This is a genomic window from Flavobacterium fontis (assembly GCF_900129405.1).
Classification (GTDB): Bacteria; Bacteroidota; Bacteroidia; order Flavobacteriales; family Flavobacteriaceae; genus Flavobacterium; species Flavobacterium fontis.
This window is the reverse complement of record NZ_FQVQ01000004.1, coordinates 74,556-101,027: the sequence shown is the minus strand read 5'-3', so window position 1 is coordinate 101,027 and position 26,472 is coordinate 74,556. Positions and strand designations below refer to the sequence as shown.

27 protein-coding genes are annotated in these 26,472 nt (G+C 38.6%); 7 read left to right on the top strand and 20 right to left on the bottom strand.

Annotation, left to right across the window (positions count from 1 at the left end; genetic code table 11):
• Positions 1-103 precede the first annotated feature (103 nt).
• Complete coding sequence (locus BUC17_RS05010; protein WP_073362248.1) at positions 104-499, top strand: acyl-CoA thioesterase; 396 nt, start codon at positions 104-106, stop codon at positions 497-499.
• On the opposite strand, the gene BUC17_RS05005 is transcribed toward BUC17_RS05010, so the two are convergent.
• Together BUC17_RS05005 and BUC17_RS05000 are read right to left on the bottom strand one after the other, a co-directional pair.
• Complete coding sequence (locus BUC17_RS05005; protein ID WP_073362246.1) at positions 492-1,757, bottom strand: mechanosensitive ion channel family protein; 1,266 nt, start codon at positions 1,755-1,757, stop codon at positions 492-494. The genes BUC17_RS05010 and BUC17_RS05005 overlap by 8 nt on opposite strands.
• Positions 1,747-2,034 carry a DUF3817 domain-containing protein gene (locus tag BUC17_RS05000; RefSeq protein ID WP_073362244.1) on the bottom strand — a complete coding sequence of 96 codons (288 nt, stop codon included), beginning with the start codon at positions 2,032-2,034 and terminating at the stop codon, positions 1,747-1,749. Before BUC17_RS05000 ends, BUC17_RS05005 begins: the two co-directional genes overlap by 11 nt.
• Positions 2,035-2,169: 135 nt before the next feature.
• Between BUC17_RS05000 and BUC17_RS04995 the strand changes: the two genes are divergently transcribed.
• From BUC17_RS04995 to BUC17_RS04970, 6 genes are all read left to right on the top strand, one after another.
• Entirely contained in the window at positions 2,170-3,699 is a 1,530-nt protein-coding gene (locus BUC17_RS04995; protein ID WP_073362242.1) for a DEAD/DEAH box helicase, read from the top strand.
• A gap of 224 nt (positions 3,700-3,923) precedes the next feature.
• Positions 3,924-5,465 carry a GT4 family glycosyltransferase PelF gene (pelF, locus tag BUC17_RS04990; RefSeq protein WP_073362240.1) on the top strand — a complete coding sequence of 514 codons (1,542 nt, stop codon included), beginning with the start codon at positions 3,924-3,926 and terminating at the stop codon, positions 5,463-5,465.
• Between the two features lie 23 nt (positions 5,466-5,488).
• Entirely contained in the window at positions 5,489-7,096 is a 1,608-nt protein-coding gene (locus tag BUC17_RS04985; RefSeq protein ID WP_073362238.1) for a hypothetical protein, read from the top strand.
• Positions 7,097-7,160: 64 nt separating this feature from the next.
• Positions 7,161-7,892, top strand: a complete 732-nt coding sequence (locus BUC17_RS04980) for an endo alpha-1,4 polygalactosaminidase (RefSeq protein ID WP_159433926.1) — start codon at positions 7,161-7,163, stop codon at positions 7,890-7,892.
• Position 7,893: 1 nt separating this feature from the next.
• Positions 7,894-9,879 carry a hypothetical protein gene (locus BUC17_RS04975; RefSeq protein ID WP_073362234.1) on the top strand — a complete coding sequence of 662 codons (1,986 nt, stop codon included), beginning with the start codon at positions 7,894-7,896 and terminating at the stop codon, positions 9,877-9,879.
• A gap of 7 nt (positions 9,880-9,886) precedes the next feature.
• Positions 9,887-13,822, top strand: coding sequence for a DUF2194 domain-containing protein (locus BUC17_RS04970; protein WP_073362232.1), 3,936 nt, complete (start codon positions 9,887-9,889; stop codon positions 13,820-13,822).
• Between the two features lie 30 nt (positions 13,823-13,852).
• Here BUC17_RS04970 and BUC17_RS04965 read toward each other — a convergent pair whose 3' ends face one another.
• The 18 genes from BUC17_RS04965 to BUC17_RS13970 form a co-directional block, all read right to left on the bottom strand.
• Positions 13,853-15,493: a T9SS type A sorting domain-containing protein gene (locus tag BUC17_RS04965; RefSeq protein WP_073362231.1), complete on the bottom strand. Its 1,641-nt coding sequence runs from the start codon at positions 15,491-15,493 to the stop codon at positions 13,853-13,855.
• Positions 15,494-16,241: 748 nt separating this feature from the next.
• Positions 16,242-16,628 (bottom strand): hypothetical protein, encoded by a 387-nt coding sequence (locus BUC17_RS04960; protein ID WP_073362229.1) that lies wholly within the window; start codon positions 16,626-16,628, stop codon positions 16,242-16,244.
• A gap of 1 nt (position 16,629) precedes the next feature.
• A complete protein-coding gene (locus tag BUC17_RS04955) occupies positions 16,630-17,250 on the bottom strand; it encodes a hypothetical protein (RefSeq protein ID WP_073362227.1) in 621 nt (206 codons plus the stop codon).
• 95 nt (positions 17,251-17,345) lie between these two features.
• Positions 17,346-17,897 (bottom strand): lysozyme, encoded by a 552-nt coding sequence (locus tag BUC17_RS04950; protein ID WP_073362225.1) that lies wholly within the window; start codon positions 17,895-17,897, stop codon positions 17,346-17,348.
• A 123-nt stretch (positions 17,898-18,020) separates the two neighbouring features.
• The gene (locus BUC17_RS04945; protein ID WP_073362223.1) at positions 18,021-18,236 is read right to left on the bottom strand and encodes a hypothetical protein; all 216 of its coding nucleotides are present in this window, start codon (positions 18,234-18,236) and stop codon (positions 18,021-18,023) included.
• Between the two features lie 3 nt (positions 18,237-18,239).
• Positions 18,240-18,398 (bottom strand): hypothetical protein, encoded by a 159-nt coding sequence (locus BUC17_RS14060; protein WP_159433925.1) that lies wholly within the window; start codon positions 18,396-18,398, stop codon positions 18,240-18,242.
• Positions 18,399-18,404: 6 nt separating this feature from the next.
• On the bottom strand, positions 18,405-18,953 hold the full coding sequence (locus tag BUC17_RS04940; RefSeq protein WP_073362222.1) for a hypothetical protein: 549 nt from the start codon (positions 18,951-18,953) through the stop codon (positions 18,405-18,407).
• A gap of 6 nt (positions 18,954-18,959) precedes the next feature.
• Positions 18,960-19,736 carry a hypothetical protein gene (locus BUC17_RS04935; RefSeq protein ID WP_073362220.1) on the bottom strand — a complete coding sequence of 259 codons (777 nt, stop codon included), beginning with the start codon at positions 19,734-19,736 and terminating at the stop codon, positions 18,960-18,962.
• Positions 19,737-20,062: 326 nt separating this feature from the next.
• Positions 20,063-20,245 carry a hypothetical protein gene (locus tag BUC17_RS13975; RefSeq protein ID WP_143161716.1) on the bottom strand — a complete coding sequence of 61 codons (183 nt, stop codon included), beginning with the start codon at positions 20,243-20,245 and terminating at the stop codon, positions 20,063-20,065.
• 259 nt (positions 20,246-20,504) lie between these two features.
• Positions 20,505-21,665 carry a hypothetical protein gene (locus BUC17_RS04925; RefSeq protein ID WP_073362216.1) on the bottom strand — a complete coding sequence of 387 codons (1,161 nt, stop codon included), beginning with the start codon at positions 21,663-21,665 and terminating at the stop codon, positions 20,505-20,507.
• 585 nt (positions 21,666-22,250) lie between these two features.
• Positions 22,251-22,637 (bottom strand): hypothetical protein, encoded by a 387-nt coding sequence (locus tag BUC17_RS04920; RefSeq protein ID WP_073362229.1) that lies wholly within the window; start codon positions 22,635-22,637, stop codon positions 22,251-22,253.
• Between the two features lies 1 nt (position 22,638).
• Complete coding sequence (locus tag BUC17_RS04915; RefSeq protein ID WP_073362227.1) at positions 22,639-23,259, bottom strand: hypothetical protein; 621 nt, start codon at positions 23,257-23,259, stop codon at positions 22,639-22,641.
• 95 nt (positions 23,260-23,354) lie between these two features.
• On the bottom strand, positions 23,355-23,906 hold the full coding sequence (locus BUC17_RS04910; RefSeq protein ID WP_073362225.1) for a lysozyme: 552 nt from the start codon (positions 23,904-23,906) through the stop codon (positions 23,355-23,357).
• A gap of 123 nt (positions 23,907-24,029) precedes the next feature.
• Complete coding sequence (locus BUC17_RS04905) at positions 24,030-24,245, bottom strand: hypothetical protein (RefSeq protein WP_073362223.1); 216 nt, start codon at positions 24,243-24,245, stop codon at positions 24,030-24,032.
• A 3-nt stretch (positions 24,246-24,248) separates the two neighbouring features.
• Positions 24,249-24,407: a hypothetical protein gene (locus BUC17_RS14055; RefSeq protein WP_159433925.1), complete on the bottom strand. Its 159-nt coding sequence runs from the start codon at positions 24,405-24,407 to the stop codon at positions 24,249-24,251.
• A gap of 6 nt (positions 24,408-24,413) precedes the next feature.
• Positions 24,414-24,962 carry a hypothetical protein gene (locus BUC17_RS04900; protein ID WP_073362222.1) on the bottom strand — a complete coding sequence of 183 codons (549 nt, stop codon included), beginning with the start codon at positions 24,960-24,962 and terminating at the stop codon, positions 24,414-24,416.
• A 6-nt stretch (positions 24,963-24,968) separates the two neighbouring features.
• Positions 24,969-25,745 (bottom strand): hypothetical protein, encoded by a 777-nt coding sequence (locus BUC17_RS04895; RefSeq protein ID WP_073362220.1) that lies wholly within the window; start codon positions 25,743-25,745, stop codon positions 24,969-24,971.
• Positions 25,746-26,071: 326 nt separating this feature from the next.
• The gene (locus BUC17_RS13970; RefSeq protein WP_143161716.1) at positions 26,072-26,254 is read right to left on the bottom strand and encodes a hypothetical protein; all 183 of its coding nucleotides are present in this window, start codon (positions 26,252-26,254) and stop codon (positions 26,072-26,074) included.
• Positions 26,255-26,472 lie beyond the last annotated feature (218 nt).

The following is a 26,472-nucleotide window of genomic DNA, read 5'->3' as shown; positions in this document are numbered from 1 at the left end:
AAAAGTGTTAAAAGATTCCGTATTTTTACCAACACAATCATTAACAATTGTAAGAAAAATTCTGAGTTTGATGTCTTGTTAATAATTTAAAAGCGAATTAGTTATGCGTTTCCACACTCGAAAATGGGTTAAACCCGAAGATTTAAATCCAAACAGCACATTATTTGGCGGTCGATTATTGGCATGGATTGATGAAGAAATTGCCCTTTACGCCATCATTCAACTGGAGACGCCGCGTATTGTTACCAAGCACATGTCGGAAATCAACTTTCGGAGTTCAGCCCGACAAGGCGATATTGTAGAAATTGGTATTGATGTCTTGAAGTTTGGAACCACTTCGCTTACCCTAACCTGTGAGGTGCGCAACATGATGACGCGGGAAACCATCATTACTATCGACCACATCACTATGGTGGGCGTTGACGAATTTGGGAAACCCAAACCGCACGGAAAAACAAAAATAGAATATATCAGTGATCGGTTAAATCGTTCTAGTTAGGGGTAGAATCGCTAACCAATGTGGACGATAATTCAAATATTTCCAAGTCAAAATAGGGTACCGAAGCCATCACGTGATCAAAAATATCGGCCATGATGTATTCGTATTGTTCAAAGCGCTGGTCTTTCGAAAATGCATAGATTTCTAGTGGAATCCCTTGTGCTGTCGGTTGCAATTGCCGGCATAATAAAATCATGTTTTTATTTAGCCCAGGATGCTGTTCCAAATAGCCCGTAATGTATTTTCGGAACAATCCAAAATTGGTCATATTGCGTCCATTTACCAACAATGATTTATCGATTTGATGAGCTGCATTAAACTTTGTAATCTCTTGTTGGCGCGAATCGATATACTGCGAAATCAATTGAATTTGTTTCATTTTTTGAAGTTCGTGTTCTTCCAAAAAACGAATGCTTTTGGCTTTTATCAGGATCGAACGTTTGATGCGCCGTCCATCAGAATCGAGCATCCCGCGCCAGTTTCGAAAAGAATCGGAAATGAGACTGTAGGTTGGGATTGTGGTTGTGGTATGGTCGAAGTTTCTCACTTTTACCGTAGCCAAATTAATTTCAATTACGTCCCCGTCGGCACCATATTTATCGAAGGTAATCCAATCGCCAATGCGAACCATATCGTTGGTGGCGACTTGAACGCTCGCTACAAATCCCAGTATGGTATCTCTAAAAATCAAGATGACAAAGGCCGAAACGGCTCCCAAGGTTCCCAGCAAGGTATTGGTTGATATTTCAAAAATGCTTGAAATGATAATGCCCGAACCTACCACCCAAAGCATAATCATGATTACTTGGATGAAACTATCAATCGGTTTGTCGGCATACTTTGGTTTTTCTTTCAAAAAATCACGTATGGACTTTAATATACTTCGAATAATCCATAAAGTCAGTACAACAATGTACACCCCAACCACTTTTCCAAAAAAAGCTTCCCAATACACGTATTCCTCCAAGATGACTGGAACCGATTTGTAGATAAATAAAAAAGGAATGAGATACGAAATGTATTTGGCCGTTTTGTTGTTGACCAACAAATCATCAAAATTTGTTTTTGTACGTTGGGCCACTACAGCCAAAATGGTCACCAATGTAAACCGAAAAACCCAGTAAATGATAAAGGCCACCCCTACCATCTCGATCATATTGACCACAAGGCTCGTATAGGATGCAAAAGTGTCGCCAAACCCCAGTTTTCGTATTAAGGGGTACAACCAACCGTAGAGTAATTCCAGTTTATGATGCATTTTTTACAAAACGTTTTTCAGCGACAAAGGTACCAAATGGAAGGAGGGAAGCCAATTCTACCCAAAATAAATCTTTCCAAGTCCATCTTTGTGATGATTTGATCGCAAAAGCAAGGTAGACATACCCAATGAACAAAATCCCATGTGCCATACCGATGGGAAACAAAAGTGTTTTGTATAAGGTTAAATCTGTGGGTTTTATCAACAGCATATTGATAAACAAAGCGATGTAGGATAGTCCTTCGCCCCAAGCGACGAAACGAAATAGGGTTGTCATACTTTTTTTGAATGCAAAAATAGGGGAGTGTTAACGTTGATACCACATAATTATCGAAAATTTAACCAAAACAAAAGCGTTGAAAATTAGGAGGAACGTCTTTTTTAATGTTACTTTTGCAAAATTTCATTTTTGATGTCCGAACTACTCCATAACGATGAATTTGAAGTCCGTAAAGAGCTTTACGACTACCAAATTCGTGACATCAATGCAATTTTTGAACGTCTTGATCACGCTCCAGCGCCCTATCATTTACTTTATCAATTGCCGACAGGTGGGGGAAAAACAGTGATCTTTTCTGAAATTACACGACGCTATTTAGAAAAACATCAAAAGAAAGTGGTCGTGCTTACCCATCGAATAGAATTGTGTAAGCAGACCTCAAAAATGCTCACCCATTTTCAGGTTAAAAACAAAGTCATTAACAGTACGATTAAAGAACTGCCCGACCAAGATGAATATGCGTGTTTTGTAGCCATGGTCGAAACCTTAAAAAATCGCTTGAATGACAAAAAGTTAGCGATACAAGACGTGGGCTTGGTAATTGTTGATGAGGCACATTTTAATTCGTTCCGAAAATTATTTAGCGCGTTTAAAGAAGCTTTTATCTTGGGCGTAACCGCAACGCCGCTGAGTTCCAATATCAAGTTGCCGATGTATCAAAATTACAACGAATTGATTGTGGGCGACACCATACAAGAGCTCATCGACCAAGGGTATTTGGCAAAAGCAACGACCTACAGTTACAATGTAGGTTTAACCTCTCTAAAAGTGGGTATCAACGGCGATTATACGGTAAAATCTTCTGATGAATTGTATTCCAATTTGATGATGCAGGAAAAACTACTGCATGCTTATATGGAAAAATCGTTTGGAAAAAAAACCTTGATTTTCAACAATGGTATTCATACGTCTTTGTATGTATATGATACGTTTAAAAAAGCGGGCTTAAATATTCGTCACCTCGACAACACAACGCCCAATGATGAACGCAAATCGATTTTGAAATGGTTCAAAAAAACACCCGATGCGATTCTAACCTCAGTCAGTATCTTAACCACAGGATTTGACGAGCCTACGGTTGAAAGTATCATTTTGAATCGCGCTACCAAGTCGATTACCTTGTATTTCCAAATGATCGGAAGAGGGTCCCGACGTTTGCCGCACAAAACGGAGTTTACCATTATCGATTTGGGGAACAATGCCTTACGGTTTGGATTGTGGAATGCGCCTGTCGATTGGCAACAAATATTCAAATCGCCCGAATTTTACTTAGCAAGCCTTAGAGATGATGCCGAAATTGAGCGTAATTTCACTTACGAAATGCCGCCTGAGTTACGGAAAAAGTTTGCCAAAACCACCGATTTCTCCTTCGATCTTCATGAAGAGTTTAAGAAAACGGTCAAAAATAACCTCAAAGCCAAAACCGTTATTGATTTATCGATTCAACAACATGCGCGCCTATGTGTCGAAAATGCCGATGATGCGATTCAAGCCAAGTTTTTAGCGAAAGAATTGCATGATGACATCGAATACCGTGTGCGGCAGTATTGTGTTTTATTGGGGAATACTACCAAAAATTACCGCCTTTGGTTGATAGAAGATTACAAAGAAAAATTGGTCCTTGAAATCGCTCGTAAAATGCGTTTGAAATTATTCTCGTAAAAAATGCAATACGAATTTTATCGTAACTCGATGAAATACATCAAATTATCGACGTTTGTAGCTTGTAGTAAATATTCAACGATACTTCATTCATAAAAAACTGCATTTCATCGAGTATATTCATGTTTATACCTGATTTCGTTTCATCGATAAAATGTCAAAAATATCTTTGTTTCAAATATGAGTTTTAATCGCCCCAGATTAAAAAATCCTATTAGATTCTTATGCGAAACAAACATGAAGTAATGCTGATCATGGAAGGGACATACCCTTTCAATGGCGGAGGAGTCTCCACGTGGGCACATATGTTGTGCAATCGGGTAGACAATGCAGAATACACCTTGTATTCTATCAACGCCCAATACGAGAAAAAACCAAAGTATACTTTGAGTCCTAAGGTCAAAGAATGCATCCAAGTTCCCTTATGGGCTCCTATGGAACCGCATGAGTTGGTCAACTACGGCAAAAAGTATTACAAATCGGTTATTCGAAAATTGAAAGCTGAAGATACAGCTATTCAAACCCAGTTTTTACCTTTGTTTACAGAATTGTTGGAAGCCATCTATGCAGAGACACAAGACCCGAAAGCGTTGGACAAACTTTTCTTTGCTTTGTGGAGCTACTTCCAAAAACGCGATTACAAAAAAACCATGACCCACAGCTTGGTTTGGGATTGTTACAAGCGTTTTTCGCAGCAACAAATCGAAAAAGACGGACATTATACCGCGACCTTACAAGATTTTACTGTGGGTATGCGTTGGATTTATCGCTTTTTACTCCCCATTTCCATTCCCGTCAAAAAAGCAGATATTGCACATTTAACATTGGCTGGTTTTCCGGTAATCCCTGCGTTGGTATTAAAATACAAATACGACACTCCATTGGTGGTGACTGAGCATGGGGTATTCATCCGCGAACGATTAATTGCCATCAACCAATCGGAGTATTCTTTTTTCTTGAAAAATCTTTTGATTCGCTTTTCAGAAGCCATTACCCGTTTGGTATATCATAAAGCCGACCGCATTTTGTCGGTGAACAATTTTAACAAAACTTGGGAAACCAAATACGGTGCCGATCCCAATAAAATTGAGGTCATCTACAACGGTATTGACAGCGATGTATTTGTCCCAAAGGTCAAGCCAGCCCACCGAAAAGATATTCCTACTGTAGTGGCTGCTGCACGAGTTTTTGAATTGAAAGATATTCTTACCATGATTCGCTCTTGCGCCGTGGTAAAAGCTACCATTCCTAATGTTGAGTACTGGGTCTATGGCGACTATGATGCTGTTCCAGAATACACGGAAGAATGTCGCGCCTTGATTGCTGCCTTGAAATTGGAGAAAAACTTCTTCTTGGCGGGGTATCACAATGCGCCACATGAATTGTTTTGTGAAGGTGATGTATCCATTTTGACCTCTATTTCAGAAGGTTTTCCCTATACCGTACTTGAATCCATGAGTTGTGGCATTCCAGTCGTCGCTACCGATGTGGGCGGGGTAACCGAAGCTTTAGATAATACTTGTGGACGTGTATGCAAACCCAAAGATCACATTGCTATTGGAAATAGTGTGATTGAATTGCTACAAAATGAAGCGTTGCGTAAAAAAATGGGGGAGGCTGCTCGCCAACGAGTACTCGACCATTTTACCATCGATACGTTTATATCGGCCTATGAAAAAGCTTACGATGCGGTAATGGAAGCCAAATTTAACAATGCCATTTACTTGCATCAGTTGGTGGATGAAATTGCGATGGAAGCGTCATAACCCACAGAAGCCCTTAACCTACCATGGAAAACCAAACCCAAAATCTAAAAGACCTTACCTCCGAACTGCAAAACCGACTTGGGAAACCTGTGAGTCCTCAAGTGGTGGAGGCGGCCATCGAATCGCTGGGCATACGTCCCAAAGACACTCCAGTCGATTATGGCTATCCCTCTATTGAAGCCTTGGCGGCGGCGATCTATCAAACCCTTCGGGCGCAAGATCAAGAAATCCCATTGCGCAATTTTCGGGAACGCGAAAGTGAGGCTCGGGAAACGATTACTATTTCGGATTATGCAACGGTGAAAATGAAATTGTTTTCCCAGTATTATTCGTTGGGAATTTTTCACCTTCTCCCGGTGTTTATTCAAATTGCGGCCATTATCTTGTTTGGCTATTCGCTGTGGACCTATACGGGTTTCAACGAAATTCAATCAACTGCCGTTGTTTTGGGCGTTATTGTCGGAATGGTATCAACCGGTGGTTTTGTACAAGTTATCGGAAAACAAGCCTCATTTTACTGGAACTACAAGGATTATGCTATGGTGCAACAAACCATTTCGTACTTGTTTAAATTGGGAATGAAGACCCTTTTCTCAGTACTTTTTGGTATTTTCTTGGTTAATTTCTTTTTCCATATCTATCCGTATGAAGTGCTGCTAATTGTGTTTTGTTATGCCTTTTTTGTAGGATTGTTGCTTCTTATTTTAGCACCTTTGCACCCTATAAAGCAACGCTGGATGATCACCGTTTCAATTTTGGCGGGAACTGTAGCGGCTTTACTTTTAAAAAATAATTCCGATTACCCCATTTATATCACGCATTGGTTTGGGATTACCATCACGATTTTGGTGACGCAAGTTTTTCTTTTCTTTTTCTTTAAAAGCATCCAGAAAAAAGGGCTAAATGCCCATAGTGCTCCCTTGAAAACCCCGGTGGTTTTATTTCACAATTACAGTCATTTTCTGTATGGAATGCTGTTGTATGCGTTTATTTTTGTGGATCGAATTTTGGCCTGGTCGTCGGGGATACAAGCCAATCCTCCCTTTTTGGTGTATTTTGAAAAGAATTACGAATTGGGTATGGACCTGGCGATTTTGGTATTCTTACTTTTGGCGGGGGTCTTAGAGTTTAGTATTGCTACTTTTACACGCTTTATCGATATTGGTCAAAAAAATACGGCATCTGATCAAATTGCCAACTATGCCCTTGAAATGCAGCGAAATTACCGCATTCATGTAATAGCGCTTTGGATTACTGGCATCCTTGCTTTTGGACTTATTTTTTACCTTTTGCAAGCGCCTTGGGCCTTAAAAAACCATTTCAAACCCGAAATGATAGCACAATGTCTCACCATTTTTATCGTGGGCGGGATTGGCTATATTATTTTGGCTTGGGGAATACTTAATACCCTATATTTGTTTACGTTAGGACAAATTATTAAACCACTTAAAGCGATTGTGTATGCCATAATCATCAATTTTTTAGTTGGTTTTATTTTAAGTCGTTTCGTTGCTTATGACTACAGTGTGTTTGGTATGCTCGTAGGCGCAATTGTATTTATGATGCTAACATGTCGTGCCTTGCGAAGCTTTTTTAAACAATTGGATTATCATTATTATGCGGCGTTTTAATTCCCTTTGGATTCCCATATTACTCATCGTACTTGTGCTTATGGCTCTACAATCTCCTCCAAAAATGAAAATTTTGTATTGCTACGGCAAATTCAAACCCGAATTGGTCAAAGGCTATGATTTGGTGGTGGTCGAAGCAGCGCACTTTTTTCCGAGTAATATTCGCGTTTTAAAAGCCAACAATAAAAAAGTCATTGCGTATATCAGTTTGGGAGAAGTCAATCGCTACGCGGCTCATTTTGAAAAATTGCAGCAATCGACTTTGGGTAAAAATGAAATTTGGGATAGCTACTACCTTGATATTCGAAAAGAGCAAACACAATCTACCTTGTTGCAACTCATGAAAGGTTTGTTTGATCAAGGATATGACGGTTTGTTTTTGGATAATTTTGACAATTTCAATCAATGGGGTCCGCAAAAGGCACATAAAGAAGCATTTATCGCTTTTGTGAAACGAATTCGAGAAACCTATCCCACTAAATTTTTAATTCAAAATGCCGGAATTGAATTGGTGCCACAAACGTACCCGTGGGTGGACGCTTTGGCGGTAGAATCGGTGGTAACGGACTATGATTTTAAAACAAAAAAATACCGGTTACGGGCGGCCAAACAATACCAATCCTATCGGGAAGAATTGTTGCAATTGTATGCTAAGTATAAATTGCCAACCCATTTGATTGAGTATGCCGAGAGTTCGGAGTTAAAAAATCATATTGCAAAAGAGCTGGAGGATACCCCTTTTGATTTTTTCATCGGAAGTATCAGTTTGCAAAAATTACCCCAAAACACTAAGTAGTATGGAATTATTCTGGAGCAGTTCGATTTTAATGGGGTTTGTGCGTTTGTGTGTGATCGTCTTATTTCTATTTTACTTAAGTCGAAAATTCATAGCCGTAGACCAACGTTTGCATTTGTTGGACTTTATCGTACTCAATTGGTATCGTTATGCTGCGGTGTTAACGCTTACCTTATTTGTGTTGGTCGAAGTGGGGGCCTACAATCTTTTCAACTGTTTTGTCATTTTTACCTTGCTATTGCTCATTGATTGGTTGGGTTGGAAAAATATTATTCGTCCACGCTCATATTTTACCCAAAAATTTAAAGAGCATTCGTTACGCTATTTGAAATTTGTAGAAACCAAAAAACCACTTCTGTATTGGTTGTCCTTTCGAAAAAGTGCACCCGAACAACGAACGCAAAATTGGATTCTATTTTTCACCCCCATTTTCATCGGAATTACTGCCTTTTTAAGTCGTTACTATTTTGTACAATACGACAATTATTCGCTATCGGATGCTTGGATTAATGATTTGACAAAATTGATCAATTTTGACAATCAGTATTGGTTTACCTATGAACTAGCCACCGATGCCGAGTTGGCGCTTGCCAATTTTTACAGTAAAGTAACCGATGTGAGTCCGATTATCGCGTTGCAAGTCATTGCCATACTCGAATCTACTATTTTGGCTCTCATCGTGTTTTGGGTGATTCATCGTTTGGCACCTTCACGATACATCGCGCCATTGTTGGCGGCCTTGTTTTTTGCCTTGGTTTATGTGATTACGCCCATTAATGTTTACTATTTACTCAAAGGAAATCCTTTATTTCTCGCCTTGGCTTTTGCCTTGCCTGCTTTTGTATTTTACATTCAACCCAAACAATTTAACGGGAGTACGCTCAACTATTTGTTTAGTTTTTTTGCTGTTTTTGTTTCCGTTGGACTTACTGATTTGATTACTTTTTTCATTTTGGTTCCTTTGTTTTTGGTGATTGGACTGTTTACAACGTCCTGGAGTGTTAAAAAATACAATCTTCGGGTGTTGGCTATTTATGGGTTTTCCGTAGGTGTAATTTTAACGATTTATTACTTCGCCTGTGCTTCACAAAAAGTGCCTTTGGATTATTTTATTCAATCCAATATGCTGTCGGTAAGCGCCTATACATATTTACCGCAACTTATTTTACCGTATAAAACGATTATCTACTATACGCAATGGTGTGCCATGATTGGAACCGTTTTATGGGCAATCCTTTATTTTTTTCAAAAAGAGAAGGGGAGAGGACCGTTGGCCTTTTTTATGTATTTCAATGTGTTGGTTATCGTTACCCATATTAAAAGTGAATGGCTCGATCGCGACTTGCTTTACAATTCATTTGTGGTATTCATTCCCATTGTGCTTGGATTTACGGTCGCTATGTTGATTCGACTGTTTCAAATCATCCCTTTTCCATGGTTCCGATTTACGCCAATTTTCATGGGACTTACTTTTGTAGGCATGTTGTACGGTGCATTTACTTTTCAAAAGTCGTTTCTCCAACAGCTTACGCCCTCCGATGCGACGCCCAAATACATGTTGAATGCCTACGATAACATTGCCAAAACGTACTTTAGCTACACCTATACGATTGTCAACGATCGGGCAACGCAGGTAATCAGTAATAATTCGCATTTTTTCATGAATTACGAGGATTTCCTAAGCCAATACCTGGAAAAAGACGCACAATACGAACGTATTAAAAAGAATAAGAAAATTTTACAAAGCAATCCGGATCAAATTTTATCCAAAAGTGTTTTGGTTTTTGTTTTAGATAAAAATCACCCTCGGGATAACTCCTCATTTTCCGAAAATATAAAGTATTATGATCCCTTAATGAAGCAACTTCAAACGCTGAAAGACCGTGGACGTGAAGTCAATGTATTTTACCGTTCACCCTTATTAACCGTGTATGAAGTGGTCAACAATCCGAATGAAAGCAAAATCTCGGATATCATTTTTAAATAGCCTACCCATGAAAACAACCTACCTACATAAACACGTTGTACTCTTTTTCATTAGTCTCGTCCTATTGTTGCAAAGTTGTGGCAAACGCGAGGATTGGAGTGACTTGTCATTTGATTTGCTGAAAAATGAACAAGAAGAAACGTTTGAAAATCTTCAGCCCTACGCCTTACCTGGTATGAGTGATCAACCCGTAGTGCTAACGTTGTTGGATGCAAAATCGAAAAGCAGTAAAGCCTATTCTGAGGCTATTCAAAAATCTTGCGACTACACCAAACTTCCTTTTCGAGCTACAGATATTGATGGTTGGAATGCACAACCCAGTATTCCAGCATCTGTTCGGGTGGTTATGATTCACAATACCAAACGGGTAGAATCGGCTGGAATTCCTGTTTTATTGGATTTTGTGTTGCGTGGAGGAACCGTTTATGTGCCTTTTGCCGTTGAAGATCATCGATTTGCCTTTTTGCTAGGATTTCAATCTCGGGCTAATTGGGAAACCGATACAACCTCCAAAGGCTGGCATTATACTACGCCTGTATTTCCCGGGATGACTGGAAAGAAAATTGGCAAAGAGATTCCGCTTTATGGTTTTACCCCCGATAATTTTAGTCCCTCCATCAAAGTCTTGGCTACGGCGGCCAATAATCCCAATTACCCCACCATCATTGAAAATCCGATAGGGAAGGGGCGGGTGTTATTTTACAATACTTCATTTGATTTTACCAAAATTGACCGTGGTTTCTTGTTTGTGGGAATTTTAAAAGGGATCGAAGGTGTGCCGTATGCAGTGGCCAATACCTCGACTCTTTTTCTCGATGATTTTCCCGCGCCCCAATACGATATCAAAGCCGAACCCGTATTGACCGAAATGAACAAAACGACAGCCGAGTTTGTATCGGATGTGTGGTGGCCCGATATGCGGAAACTAGCCAAAGAGTTTGACATTCCTTATGCAGCGATGTTGACCTTTGATTACCGAAACAAAATTGTGCCTCCGTTTACGTTGGATCAATGGAATTTGTTGAAAACGAACAAGCGCGATAAGGTCGAATCATTGTCGGATTGGTTGGTCGATGATGTAAAAAAGAACGGTCACGAAATGGCTTTTCACGGGTATAATCACGTTTCTTTAACCAAGAAATTGTGGACCAATCCTAAGTTTATTCCTATGGCCATGAATACGGTCAAAAAGAAATGGGAAATCAACAACTACGGGAGCTTACCAGCTACGTATGTGCCGCCCTCCAACATTATTGATGCGACTGGACTTAAGTTGTTGAAAGAGTCTATGCCTTCATTACAGTTTATGTGTAGCTTGTATCTGGGCGAAAAACCCGTAGGAGGGGACCGTGAGTTTGATTTTGATCCCTACGAGAAACAATTTTTTGATTATCCGCGGATTTCCAGTGGATTCTACTTCTCGGAAGACGAAGAATATACCATTCAATCCTTGTATTTGATCACGGGAATATGGAACCATTTTGTGCATCCTGATGACATCTATCAAATTCCTGCTACAGCCGATAAAACCTCGGGCGGGTACAGTTTACGAAACCAAAAAACCTATGGGTGGCGCAAGTCGGCAAACAGCGATAAAGCCATGTTTCCCGAGTTTAGAAAATTCATCATCAATTTTAAAAAACAATATCCGCTTTTGCGCTTCACCGACGGAAGAACTGGAGGTAAATTGGTATGGGCTTGGCGTGCCTCGCAAATGAAGCATGAATCTGTAGACGGTATGTATTCGGTTAAAGCCACCACCTCGTATGCTCAACCCCAAAATTATTGGTCGATTTTTTCAGAACAAACGCATGTTGGCATTTACAGCAATGCCCTGAAAAGCAAGGGTTATACCGTACATCAAACGCCAATGCTAAACGGGTATTTGTTAAGCGTTGCAACACCAAAACAAGAGATTAGTTTACCCGATTTATTCCCAAAAACAACCCAATCGTCATTGGCGTTGGCCGAAGTGAAAAAAGAGGTTATGGCGGCCTACCAAACCTTCCAATCCGAATTACGAGATTACCAATCCGGAAAATACTGGGATGATTTGCAAATTGCGCAAGAGATGGCCTATCGAAAAGCCTTTCGAGAGCGTTTAGCCAATACCCGTGAAATCGATTCGGTCCAGTGGAATAAATATGCCAAAATGCTATCGTGGGAGGAAAAAGGGAAGGAGGTTTGGGACTTTTACAGTCAGCATGTTCAAAAGTATCCCAGTGAAAATAATGTCATGTATTCGGCCGAATTAGATCGTCAAATTGGCTATTTACACGATGCTGATAAAGAAAAATGGATGTGGGAACAGTTGAAAGTAAAACCTGATGCCGTGCCCTTATGGAAAGAGTATGTCGCCAATTTTGACATTGAAGCCTTTGAGCCAAAAATTAGAACCGCCTTGCAAACGATAGCGCGATTAGAACCTACCACAGCCCATAAAATGGCGTATATTCAGCATTTATTGGATGTAGATCCTGTAGCCGCCAAAAAAGAAATCATGACGCTTAGCCCGAGTGCCGAATGGAGTGATCTGGCCGATACGATTGTTTGGATGTATGCCGATGAAGAAAACTATACCGCAGCTTTGGCTTGGGCAGATTATGCGAAAGAAATTGTATTTGCCCAAAAAATGAATTGGTTGTTGGAAACCCGCCAGTATAAATTGGTTGAACCGTTGTACAAGGAGTACATCGCCAAAAATCCGAACGATCAAGAAGCAAAGTCACTGATGGTGAGTTATTATCACGACCAAGGGCAATTCAAAGAGAGTTGGATTATTGCGAATGGCATGAACGATTCTCCCGAGAAAGAGACGGTGCGAAAAATGTTGAACACCGATGTTCCCTATGAAAAAACCGAGTTGCAACAGGACTTGATAGCCAATCATAGTGCTTTATTTTATCCCGAAGTTTTGAAAAAGTTGCAAAAGGAATTGCGTTTAAATTTTGGGGATTTTGTCGAGTTTAATGCAGCGATGGAAACCAACCAAGACGATCCCGCTATTCTGAAAAATTTGTTTACCTACAATCGTTATGACCGTAAAAATCGAATTCATAGTTTCGGAATTGCCTATAATGAATACTATAAATTAGAGTTTGTGGATGAAATTTATACGTCCAATCTATTTAACTATACCGTTGGATTGGAGTATAAGTTTACAACGGCAGTCGTTGATGGAAAACCACAGTATTGGGCAAGAGGACGTTTTGAAATGGATCGTTTTTCTAATGGTTTTGTCCAAGGAGGTATTGGATTTAGTCATGGAAAAGAGAAGTCTTATAAAACAGCCGATTTAAGTTTTTTCCCAGCGGAAACCTCCGGAGGATTGAATGAAAAGATTTACAACATTCAATTACGGGGCTATCATGACCGTCATTTTTTCAATAGGATAGAGGCTTCTTTAAATTTTGAGGCCAATTATTACACCGACGGATTGCTCACCAGAACTCTAGTTGAACGCAATCCCGATCCAAGAGAAACAGATATCATGCGAACCGTAGTCACGGAATTACCCGATGGGTCCTTATTGTTTGAAGAATTTGACGACGCATTCAATGCCGAATTGACTGTACGTTTTGTTTGGGACAACCGTAAAGTTCGAAAATTCAAAATACTACCATTTCTAGAAACCCATGGCTATTGGGGAAGCCGTGATTTGGCTGTAGGTTTTCCGTATTGGATGCTGAAAGATCGCTTTTATACCGGAGGCGGTGTTGGGTTTGAATTTGGAACGGACAACTTCAATATCAATGTTGAAGGCGGAATATTCCACGATACCTTTAGCAGTGATTTCAAACGTCTAACATCGTTAATGAGCTATCAATTGATGGATTTCACTGCGTTTACGATCAATTTTGAATTGTATGAGCAGGATAAGTTTTATTCCAACAATGTCATGCTAGGGATAAAGCATAATTTTAAACCACGGAAAAAACGATAACAAAAAAGGGATTCAATCGAATCCCTTTTTTTAGTCATCACCCAAAACAATGGGTCGTGTATCTTTTATCCCATCTTTTTCTATATCAACAAAATATACGCCATTACTTAATCCTTTAACATCAAGAATAACCTTGTCAGATTGTTGCGTTTTTTTGGTCGTTATTTTTTGTCCTAACGCATTGTACAAGGCAATGGTGTACGATTCGATATTGGTTAATTGAATCGTTAAAAGGTCTTGTGCAGGTACAGGATAAATGACTGCTTGTGGGTTTGCGATGTCGGCTAAAGCCAAGGGCGCAGTAACATTGATATTGAAATTCAAATTATTGAAGCCCGTTGTAGCATCCCACATATTTTGATTGGCCAAACGAATGGCATATTCAGGACGGTTGGTGAGACTGGGACTCGCATCGGCTACGTGCAAATACACACTGTAATTCCCCACCGGTAACGAAGTGGGAAGCGGAATGTTTTCAGAAACCACGATCTCTGTAGTGCCCAACCATCGTCGGGGATCGGTATTCATGGGCAAGGAGATGTATTGTTGTGTCGTGTTATTTTTTAATACCAAAGCCACAGTGCGGGCATTGTAGGGCGCCGCATACCCCGTGTTGACCAAACGTAACGAGACGGGTATGGTAGCCCCTAAAACAGCATTTTGAGGCAAAGTGCTACTGCGCATTTCAAAACGATAACCCAACTTTTTTTCCATGTCGGTAAAGCAATTATTGCTCTCAAATCCATTGATAACACCAGGGAAATAATCGATATTCATGAACGACCAATGGAATTTTGCCAATTCTTCAACGGCAGTTGCACATCCAGAGCGAGGTAAATTCACAGCACAAGTTTCTCCGCCCATAGGGACAAACTTGGTTTCTTGCTCCAAATACGGGTATTGTGTGGTAGGATTTTCGTACGTGCCATAATCGGTTGCACTGGCTAAAAAACAATCGTTGTGGTGACCGATTCGCGCCACTTGGGTTTGTGAAAATCCTTGTGTTGACGATAAAGCGGTATTGGAATACATTTGTTGTTTGAAGGCAGGATAGCGTATTTGAACCATGCGACTGGCAGGAAGTGCATTCAAAATGGCATTCAAAATGTCTTTTCTATGGTTGTTATTGGCAGGGGTCAAATCGGTTTGGTTGTAGCCCCAGCCACCAAATTCAGCTTGGCTGGTGTAGTACCATTCGCCCCAAAGTCCGATAAATCCCGCTTGCATCACACTGATTACATCCTCGTTGGCTTGCAATAAAGGAGCAATTTGCTGAATATGAGTTAACATCATTGCCTTGGAAGCATCACGTTGCATGGCGTCTTCATTATCAGAATAAGCAAACCGGATGATGCATTTCAAACCTGCAGCACGAACCTTATCAAAATCCAATTGCATTTGTGCGAGGTATGCACTAGAAATGGGACTGTTTATGAAATTCTCTAAATAAAACACACGGTAAATCAAACTAATTTTTTGATTTATGCGGTAATTGGTTAACGTGGTGGTATTTAACGCTGTATAGGCGTTGGAATGGGTTTCGGTAAATTTGAAAAAACCGCGCTCAGGATTGGCAATTACTTCTGTGGAGGGTTGGTAATTTACGGTTGAATTTTGAGCTACTGTCCATTGTATGAACAAAATACTGAGGGAAATCCAAAAAGTTTTCATACGCAATGTTCGGTTAAGTTACGATAGATTTGGAGTTGTTCATTTCTTGGGGGAAAAATCAACTCAATAAAAATATAGATAAAATGACATATAATACCGATGAAATGTAGTTTAATTCCAAAAACATCGGTGAAATGCAATTAACTCATTTTATTAGTAAGAAAATATGTACAAATATGTTTGCTTTAAAAATCAATACGAATAAACTATAATTTATAGTATGTAAAGAACCCTGTATTTACAGGGGTTTTTAAAGGATAGCTTTAAATAATGGAACGTATTAGCAATTAATTAACATTCATTTTGTGGGAATAATGCACAATATTTGTTTAGGTTTGTACATTATTACCGTTTACAAACTCCGGGGAGGTGCGCTAACACCGTTTGACTCGGAGTTTTTTATTTCAAAAAATTGATCCTACGGAATTTTTTGAAATTGCAATCGCCTACCGGGCTCTTTTGCGGTTAAAAATTAAAAAGGGCAATTTTTAATTTTTAAAAGGTTGCCTTCGGCGATTTTTTTGTTTTGCCTGTCACGTACCACCTAAAAACCTTAGTCGGTTTTTTTAACGGTGGAGGCTTTTAGCGAAGTGATAAAAAGAAAAATCCTGTACCCGAAATAGAGTACAGGAATATGAAGAAAATTTTTTGTCCTTTATTCATAAATTTTTACCGTTTATCATCGCTAAATGATGCCCAAATATAAAGAAATTTTTAATTAGGCAAATAAAAGGATAAAAAAATTCTCTTAAGGCATAATGTAAGGCATAAGAAGCACGGAGCCTCGTGGCCTAAAATCCTGTTCAGTAAGCAGTTCAGGTGCAAAAGGTAAAGGAACGGGAGTTTTTGAATTTAAATTCATAAAATATAACTCCTTTGGAGTGAATTGACTACGCAATTCGGTTGCATTGACTTGTACACCATTTACATAAACACCTAAACAAAAAGCTTCTTCGTCAAAAATTACGCCCATCATGTTTTCGCCATTTGGTTTAGGTGCTGAGATAACGGGGGTTTGTTTTAATAATCCGTGTTCATTTACGTACAAAAGGACTAATTGTTTTGGTCTTAAGTTATTGTTTTGTGCGTAAATTGCAAGATTATAATCGGATAAATAAGCGTGTAGACTTTGCATATTAGATTACGTTACGGATTCCATATTTTTTATAATGGTCTCGGAGTTCTTGAATTTGTGAAGTAGTAAGAAACCGTTTAATATCGGTCTTAAGATTACGGCTACGAGTGTAGACGTTGTAGTAATAGTCGGCGACAATGCCGAATGTGCCAGGTACTTTTTTCAATTGCTTAATAGCTTCTTTCTCGTCCTCGGTCATTGCTGAAAAAGTTTTCGGTACGTCTCCGAAAAAATCAACGCCTAAAAGTGAGCCGTTTTCCTCGGCATTAGTTCCAAAAGCTATTGCGATGTTTTCTGAAATATTTGCGAGTTCGCGCATTTTGGCTTTTGAAAGTCGTTTAGACTTGTATTTTTTAGCTACTGCGGTTTGTTTTTGTGTACGTGTAACAGGGTTTGCAGTTGAATTTTCAGCGCTATTTACTTTTATTGCGTTATCGATTTGATTTTTCAATTCGTCGGTAGCGTTATCCTGTTTGTTTTGCTTAAATGATGAAATTGCGTCTTGTGCTTTTCTGTAAATCCATGGGAAAACAAAGAGGAAAAAAAGTAAAGCCAAAAGGAGTTGAACCCAATTGGCCTTGAAAAATAGCGCAAATTTTGAAGTAGGTGAAGTTCTGCGCATAGTAGATTATTTTTTACGGAACATAGGTAAAACTACTTTCCAAATTACAACTACAAGACCCACAGCGATAGCAACAGCAATTGCGGGCTTTTCAGTTACGAAATTTTTGATTTTGTCAAACATGATGAAGATACTTTTTTTTTATAAGTTTTGAATTCGTCGTTTCGACGTTTAATTAGTCCTGAGAGGCGACGACCGTTAGCAAATTGATATTGTTTGAATAATGGTTCAATTCGGTTAAAATCGTCGGGGTTTTCGTTAATTACATGTAGTAGACCTTTAGTTGCCTTTGTACGGGCTAATCTTGGCCAACCAATGTTATAAGAAAGACTTAACAAGGATGCAACCTGATAACGTGTTAAACGTTGTGGAAGATACTTTTTAAGATTCTTAAGGTCGTTGTCGATGTGCAAAAGCATAAATTCGACAGCCTTTTCGTATGTAATTGGCGGGTCTGTTTTACGGACGGGTTTACCGTCGGGGTAAATTGTAGTCCCAAAACCAATTGTCCATACTCCCGAGGGATCACGATAGGGATAAATAGGTGTTTTTTTGTCCTTTACTCGTACCAACCCGGTAGGGGAGGCACTATATAACCCTTCATGCGGGATTATTAGATTCAGGGCTATTTCCTTTGTCGTTAACATCGGTTTTTTGTTTTTTGCCTACTTCCTCGAAACGCTTAACGGTATAGTTAAGCGAGTCGAGTAAAGCGTAGCCATAATCGATATAATCACGGCACGCAGATAGGAAATTAATGATTGACTTCATTACATTGAGGTTTGACGTTGTTTTTGGTCAACTTTTGTAACACGAATCCAAGCTTCAACACCTTCTTTTTGTGAGGGTGAATGCTCTAATTTGTAAAGTTTTCCGCCTAACTCAACGTAACCTTTTGGGAAGCCTGTGCCTTTTGTATCTTTCAAGCCAATAACTTGATAAGGGTTACCGAAACGGTCTGTACTGATGCGTTTATTTCTTTGCATGATTTATTGGTTTTTTGGTTTGTCTTTTTTAAACAATCGAATTAAAGTAACGACCGCAACAACGATAGTACTTAAGAGGTTGACCGTTTGTGCCGGGTCAACTTGCTGTATGGCTTGCATCATCCCGATGCCAAGGCCACCTGTTAAAAGGGTTGTTTTCATGTATTTTTATCGTCTGCGGTAGGTTCGTCCGCTTTGAGGGTTTGCGAGTTTACGCCATACGAGGGCAAGAATTACAACAATGCCGAGAGGGATATACCAAAAGCGTTTAAGCCAATTCATAAACACATTTTGTGTAAGGGTTCCGCCCGTGGTAGCTACTTTTGTATCGCCCGCCATTACAGAGCCTGCACCCTGTAAAGCACCACCCGCAGCACCTTGTAAAACTTCGCCAATTGTGATACCTCGTTTTTGTGCAATATCTGAAGCCGTGGCAATTGCTTGGGCGTTTTGTGCGCCAACGTGGTTTTTTACTAACATTACCTGTTCAGTAGCGGGTAATTGGTTAAACTCAGGATTTTGTTGCATTTCGGCCAATGCTTGCTGTTCTTGCTTTTTTGCTTCGTGTTTGGCCTGTAAACCGCCAACAATGCCCGAGGGGTCAAAATTTGAGGCAAGAGATACAAGGTTCTTAAATGTGGCGTTTTTCTTGATGAATTTACCCGCACCTTTGATACCTTTTCCGATTCCCTTACCGATTCTTTTAAAAAATCCCATAGGTTACTATTTTAGTCCTAATTGTGCCTGTGAAACTGATTTACGAAACAAAACATCGATGTTTTGACCCGCTGTCAATTCCTTGACCACGTTAATATTAATTAACTCGTCTGTATCCAATTGTAAAAAATTGGGGTCGCTTGTGCGAACGTTACCGTTTTGGTAAACGATTCCGACAGGGTCAAAATCGATATGCTCGGCACGTAGACAAATTGGGTCGCGCTTAGTTACCTGACGAGTTAACGCATGGGTGAAATTGATTTCGCGAATTGTATTAAGGTCAGGGATAACGCATACGTCGTATTTGTCAACATTGAGGTTGAAATTTTCTTCGTAATCGGGAATTACTTTTGGCTCGAAGATGTAAATATCTGAATCGTCGCCATTTCCATCTTCGGACTGAATCCCACGAAATTCGTAGTAAATGTCTGGGTCTTCATTCAAGTTTGATAATTCTACGACGATTTTGTCTGAGTCGACAAGTTCAACGTTACCCGCTACGGTCAAGTCAAGAACTACGGACATATTGTGTCCTGAGTAATGCGCCGTAGGGAATGCGCAAATTGCATTTTGGCCGTAAGTTGATGCCAAAATATATTGGCGAAGATTTACAGGCTTTGGATGAACGGAAATTGATTTCCCGCCATTTCGTTCAATAGTAATTTGGATTTTCTCATCCTGTAAACCGTTAAAGGTCATGTTTGTGAGAAGTACCAATTTACTTAATTCTGTTTGGGTTACAATTTTGTCCTTTGATGTACCCGATACACGTTTCAATAACATAAAGATGTTTTTTAAAGTTGGTATTAATAATGATTCAAAGGTGATAAATAAAAAAAGTCGAGTATTTAAACCCGACTATTTACGACCCATTTAAGACTATTTTTATACCTTGGCGTCATTTATGTTAAAATATCGCTTGAAATGAATAAAAAGTATTGGCTTTTTTTCAAGTCTTAAGTGTTCTCTTAAATCTTTTCGATATTGCTTCGCAGTTGTTTCTGATACTTCAAGTAATATCATAAAATCTTTAATTGATAAAATGCGAAATTCTGAAATTTTTGACATAACGTAGGGATTTTGTTGGGGCGGGGTGCAACCCGCCCTTTTTATAATATTAACTTTGTTTGGCCATTTTTCCCGATATCGTCAACGGGAAATTTTTTATCGGGAAAATATAGAAATTCACCGTTTTTTAATTTGTAGCTATATCCTTTGTCATTTTCGGCACGTTGTACCATTGTAGGACGTGTGCCTTTAGAAGAAAGAGCGTTTTTTTCTTTCGTTTTCATAAGTGATAAATTCGTTGACATGGTTATTATTAATGAATTTTTGCCCATTAATTAAAGTTTCTAAGACTTTTATTTGACCCGATATAAAATGGTAGTTTTCGTAAGCCTCATTTGATGTTAGTTTCTTAAGTTTAGCTTGTAATACATAAAGGTTTACTAATTGTGTTTTTAGTTGCTGTTTTGTCATAATTTTAATTTTTATGGTTAACATTTTTATTAACTTATCGGGGCTATCACATAGCCCCGCCAAGGGGGTTTTTTACCAAATGGATTGAAGCTTTAAAAAGTCGTTCATAAATTCGTTTTTTTGAGCCTGTTTTTTTATGTAATCGTCGGAGAAAACTATTTTGATTAGTTCGTCGATTTTGGCTTTTGTTCTCGACTTGGTGACCTTGCAAGATATACTATCAAGGGGAGCAATAAGAGCAAGTTTATCACCGCCAAGGTTAATAATCTGTTGCATGTATCCCGCCAATATCTTTTCAAGGGGTTTGAGGTCGTCAGGGATTGAAAATTGTTTTTTGTCATAGTAATATCTTAATGTTGAGTTACATATTTCAGTAAGTTGGTCTTGTGTTATATCGAGAATGTTTTTAAGCGTTTTTAGGGGATTATCTTTGTTTACTTGACCATTTTTTATAAGATTCTTTTTTTGCTCGTTATTTCGTAGTGTAATTTCTTTTCTGATTAGGTTTTTTATTGATAAGCCGTATTTGAGTTGAGGAAAAAGATAGATATTATAAAACTCGGCTGATTTTGTAAGTAGTTCGTTTTCTTTGTTGTAGAATTTACAAAAAGGTGTTGAAATAAGACCCTTTTCACGGTCGCCATATATCAAACCTATATTTTTATTGATTTTTTGGGTTTCTTTTGCAGGGAAGAGTTCCACAGCATGCTTTTTTGAATCTTTAACGAGGTTGTATAAGAACTTTCGGGATTCCTTGAAAATATCAAAATCAAGCCTGTAATTAATACAAATATCGATATCATTACAGGGTGAATTAAGTATGGTTTCGGTATCTATTTTTATAATATTTGTGGTGTTGATATAATCGACAATGCGACTAATATTGTCGTTATTGATGCCTCGGAAATATTCACCGTGTAGCATTTTTGCGGTAAGGGTTAGGCGAATTGCTTCGGAATGTTCACGGAGTATATTACCTCGTTTATCTTTGAGTTCTGATAAGACGACTTTATTCATTCGGAAATTAATACCGTTGTGGTTTATCATTATTGGTTTTGGCGGGTGTAGTTCCTCAATTAAAAGGCCTGAATCGTTGTTGTCGGGATAATAGCACATATACTCGTCAGTTAGGCGGTTATCAATTATTGTAATCTTGTCAAGAGGTAAAAAAACGGTTAACGAATCTATTAACCCTTGATTTAATGGGATATCGAAAAAGTTTTGGTTTATCATTGATATTGTGCGTTTTATGCTAAAATGTACCGTATTTAATGCGCTATAATTTATAGTATGTAAAGAACCCTGTATTTACAGGGGTTTTTAAAGGATAGCTTTAAATAATGGAACGTATTAGCAATTAATTAACATTCATTTTGTGGGAATAATGCACAATATTTGTTTAGGTTTGTACATTATTACCGTTTACAAACTCCGGGGAGGTGCGTTAACACCGTTTGACTCGGAGTTTTTTATTTCAAAAAATTGATCCTACGGAATTTTTTGAAATTGCAATCGCCTACCGGGCTCTTTTGCGGTTAAAAATTAAAAAGGGCAATTTTTAATTTTTAAAAGGTTGCCTTCGGCGATTTTTTTGTTTTGCCTGTCACGTACCACCTAAAAACCTTAGTCGGTTTTTTTAACGGTGGAGGCTTTTAGCGAAGTGATAAAAAGAAAAATCCTGTACCCGAAATAGAGTACAGGAATATGAAGAAAATTTTTTGTCCTTTATTCATAAATTTTTACCGTTTATCATCGCTAAATGATGCCCAAATATAAAGAAATTTTTAATTAGGCAAATAAAAGGATAAAAAAATTCTCTTAAGGCATAATGTAAGGCATAAGAAGCACGGAGCCTCGTGGCCTAAAATCCTGTTCAGTAAGCAGTTCAGGTGCAAAAGGTAAAGGAACGGGAGTTTTTGAATTTAAATTCATAAAATATAACTCCTTTGGAGTGAATTGACTACGCAATTCGGTTGCATTGACTTGTACACCATTTACATAAACACCTAAACAAAAAGCTTCTTCGTCAAAAATTACGCCCATCATGTTTTCGCCATTTGGTTTAGGTGCTGAGATAACGGGGGTTTGTTTTAATAATCCGTGTTCATTTACGTACAAAAGGACTAATTGTTTTGGTCTTAAGTTATTGTTTTGTGCGTAAATTGCAAGATTATAATCGGATAAATAAGCGTGTAGACTTTGCATATTAGATTACGTTACGGATTCCATATTTTTTATAATGGTCTCGGAGTTCTTGAATTTGTGAAGTAGTAAGAAACCGTTTAATATCGGTCTTAAGATTACGGCTACGAGTGTAGACGTTGTAGTAATAGTCGGCGACAATGCCGAATGTGCCAGGTACTTTTTTCAATTGCTTAATAGCTTCTTTCTCGTCCTCGGTCATTGCTGAAAAAGTTTTCGGTACGTCTCCGAAAAAATCAACGCCTAAAAGTGAGCCGTTTTCCTCGGCATTAGTTCCAAAAGCTATTGCGATGTTTTCTGAAATATTTGCGAGTTCGCGCATTTTGGCTTTTGAAAGTCGTTTAGACTTGTATTTTTTAGCTACTGCGGTTTGTTTTTGTGTACGTGTAACAGGGTTTGCAGTTGAATTTTCAGCGCTATTTACTTTTATTGCGTTATCGATTTGATTTTTCAATTCGTCGGTAGCGTTATCCTGTTTGTTTTGCTTAAATGATGAAATTGCGTCTTGTGCTTTTCTGTAAATCCATGGGAAAACAAAGAGGAAAAAAAGTAAAGCCAAAAGGAGTTGAACCCAATTGGCCTTGAAAAATAGCGCAAATTTTGAAGTAGGTGAAGTTCTGCGCATAGTAGATTATTTTTTACGGAACATAGGTAAAACTACTTTCCAAATTACAACTACAAGACCCACAGCGATAGCAACAGCAATTGCGGGCTTTTCAGTTACGAAATTTTTGATTTTGTCAAACATGATGAAGATACTTTTTTTTTATAAGTTTTGAATTCGTCGTTTCGACGTTTAATTAGTCCTGAGAGGCGACGACCGTTAGCAAATTGATATTGTTTGAATAATGGTTCAATTCGGTTAAAATCGTCGGGGTTTTCGTTAATTACATGTAGTAGACCTTTAGTTGCCTTTGTACGGGCTAATCTTGGCCAACCAATGTTATAAGAAAGACTTAACAAGGATGCAACCTGATAACGTGTTAAACGTTGTGGAAGATACTTTTTAAGATTCTTAAGGTCGTTGTCGATGTGCAAAAGCATAAATTCGACAGCCTTTTCGTATGTAATTGGCGGGTCTGTTTTACGGACGGGTTTACCGTCGGGGTAAATTGTAGTCCCAAAACCAATTGTCCATACTCCCGAGGGATCACGATAGGGATAAATAGGTGTTTTTTTGTCCTTTACTCGTACCAACCCGGTAGGGGAGGCACTATATAACCCTTCATGCGGGATTATTAGATTCAGGGCTATTTCCTTTGTCGTTAACATCGGTTTTTTGTTTTTTGCCTACTTCCTCGAAACGCTTAACGGTATAGTTAAGCGAGTCGAGTAAAGCGTAGCCATAATCGATATAATCACGGCACGCAGATAGGAAATTAATGATTGACTTCATTACATTGAGGTTTGACGTTGTTTTTGGTCAACTTTTGTAACACGAATCCAAGCTTCAACACCTTCTTTTTGTGAGGGTGAATGCTCTAATTTGTAAAGTTTTCCGCCTAACTCAACGTAACCTTTTGGGAAGCCTGTGCCTTTTGTATCTTTCAAGCCAATAACTTGATAAGGGTTACCGAAACGGTCTGTACTGATGCGTTTATTTCTTTGCATGATTTATTGGTTTTTTGGTTTGTCTTTTTTAAACAATCGAATTAAAGTAACGACCGCAACAACGATAGTACTTAAGAGGTTGACCGTTTGTGCCGGGTCAACTTGCTGTATGGCTTGCATCATCCCGATGCCAAGGCCACCTGTTAAAAGGGTTGTTTTCATGTATTTTTATCGTCTGCGGTAGGTTCGTCCGCTTTGAGGGTTTGCGAGTTTACGCCATACGAGGGCAAGAATTACAACAATGCCGAGAGGGATATACCAAAAGCGTTTAAGCCAATTCATAAACACATTTTGTGTAAGGGTTCCGCCCGTGGTAGCTACTTTTGTATCGCCCGCCATTACAGAGCCTGCACCCTGTAAAGCACCACCCGCAGCACCTTGTAAAACTTCGCCAATTGTGATACCTCGTTTTTGTGCAATATCTGAAGCCGTGGCAATTGCTTGGGCGTTTTGTGCGCCAACGTGGTTTTTTACTAACATTACCTGTTCAGTAGCGGGTAATTGGTTAAACTCAGGATTTTGTTGCATTTCGGCCAATGCTTGCTGTTCTTGCTTTTTTGCTTCGTGTTTGGCCTGTAAACCGCCAACAATGCCCGAGGGGTCAAAATTTGAGGCAAGAGATACAAGGTTCTTAAATGTGGCGTTTTTCTTGATGAATTTACCCGCACCTTTGATACCTTTTCCGATTCCCTTACCGATTCTTTTAAAAAATCCCATAGGTTACTATTTTAGTCCTAATTGTGCCTGTGAAACTGATTTACGAAACAAAACATCGATGTTTTGACCCGCTGTCAATTCCTTGACCACGTTAATATTAATTAACTCGTCTGTATCCAATTGTAAAAAATTGGGGTCGCTTGTGCGAACGTTACCGTTTTGGTAAACGATTCCGACAGGGTCAAAATCGATATGCTCGGCACGTAGACAAATTGGGTCGCGCTTAGTTACCTGACGAGTTAACGCATGGGTGAAATTGATTTCGCGAATTGTATTAAGGTCAGGGATAACGCATACGTCGTATTTGTCAACATTGAGGTTGAAATTTTCTTCGTAATCGGGAATTACTTTTGGCTCGAAGATGTAAATATCTGAATCGTCGCCATTTCCATCTTCGGACTGAATCCCACGAAATTCGTAGTAAATGTCTGGGTCTTCATTCAAGTTTGATAATTCTACGACGATTTTGTCTGAGTCGACAAGTTCAACGTTACCCGCTACGGTCAAGTCAAGAACTACGGACATATTGTGTCCTGAGTAATGCGCCGTAGGGAATGCGCAAATTGCATTTTGGCCGTAAGTTGATGCCAAAATATATTGGCGAAGATTTACAGGCTTTGGATGAACGGAAATTGATTTCCCGCCATTTCGTTCAATAGTAATTTGGATTTTCTCATCCTGTAAACCGTTAAAGGTCATGTTTGTGAGAAGTACCAATTTACTTAATTCTGTTTGGGTTACAATTTTGTCCTTTGATGTACCCGATACACGTTTCAATAACATAAAGATGTTTTTTAAAGTTGGTATTAATAATGATTCAAAGGTGATAAATAAAAAAAGTCGAGTATTTAAACCCGACTATTTACGACCCATTTAAGACTATTTTTATACCTTGGCGTCATTTATGTTAAAATATCGCTTGAAATGAATAAAAAGTATTGGCTTTTTTTCAAGTCTTAAGTGTTCTCTTAAATCTTTTCGATATTGCTTCGCAGTTGTTTCTGATACTTCAAGTAATATCATAAAATCTTTAATTGATAAAATGCGAAATTCTGAAATTTTTGACATAACGTAGGGATTTTGTTGGGGCGGGGTGCAACCCGCCCTTTTTATAATATTAACTTTGTTTGGCCATTTTTCCCGATATCGTCAACGGGAAATTTTTTATCGGGAAAATATAGAAATTCACCGTTTTTTAATTTGTAGCTATATCCTTTGTCATTTTCGGCACGTTGTACCATTGTAGGACGTGTGCCTTTAGAAGAAAGAGCGTTTTTTTCTTTCGTTTTCATAAGTGATAAATTCGTTGACATGGTTATTATTAATGAATTTTTGCCCATTAATTAAAGTTTCTAAGACTTTTATTTGACCCGATATAAAATGGTAGTTTTCGTAAGCCTCATTTGATGTTAGTTTCTTAAGTTTAGCTTGTAATACATAAAGGTTTACTAATTGTGTTTTTAGTTGCTGTTTTGTCATAATTTTAATTTTTATGGTTAACATTTTTATT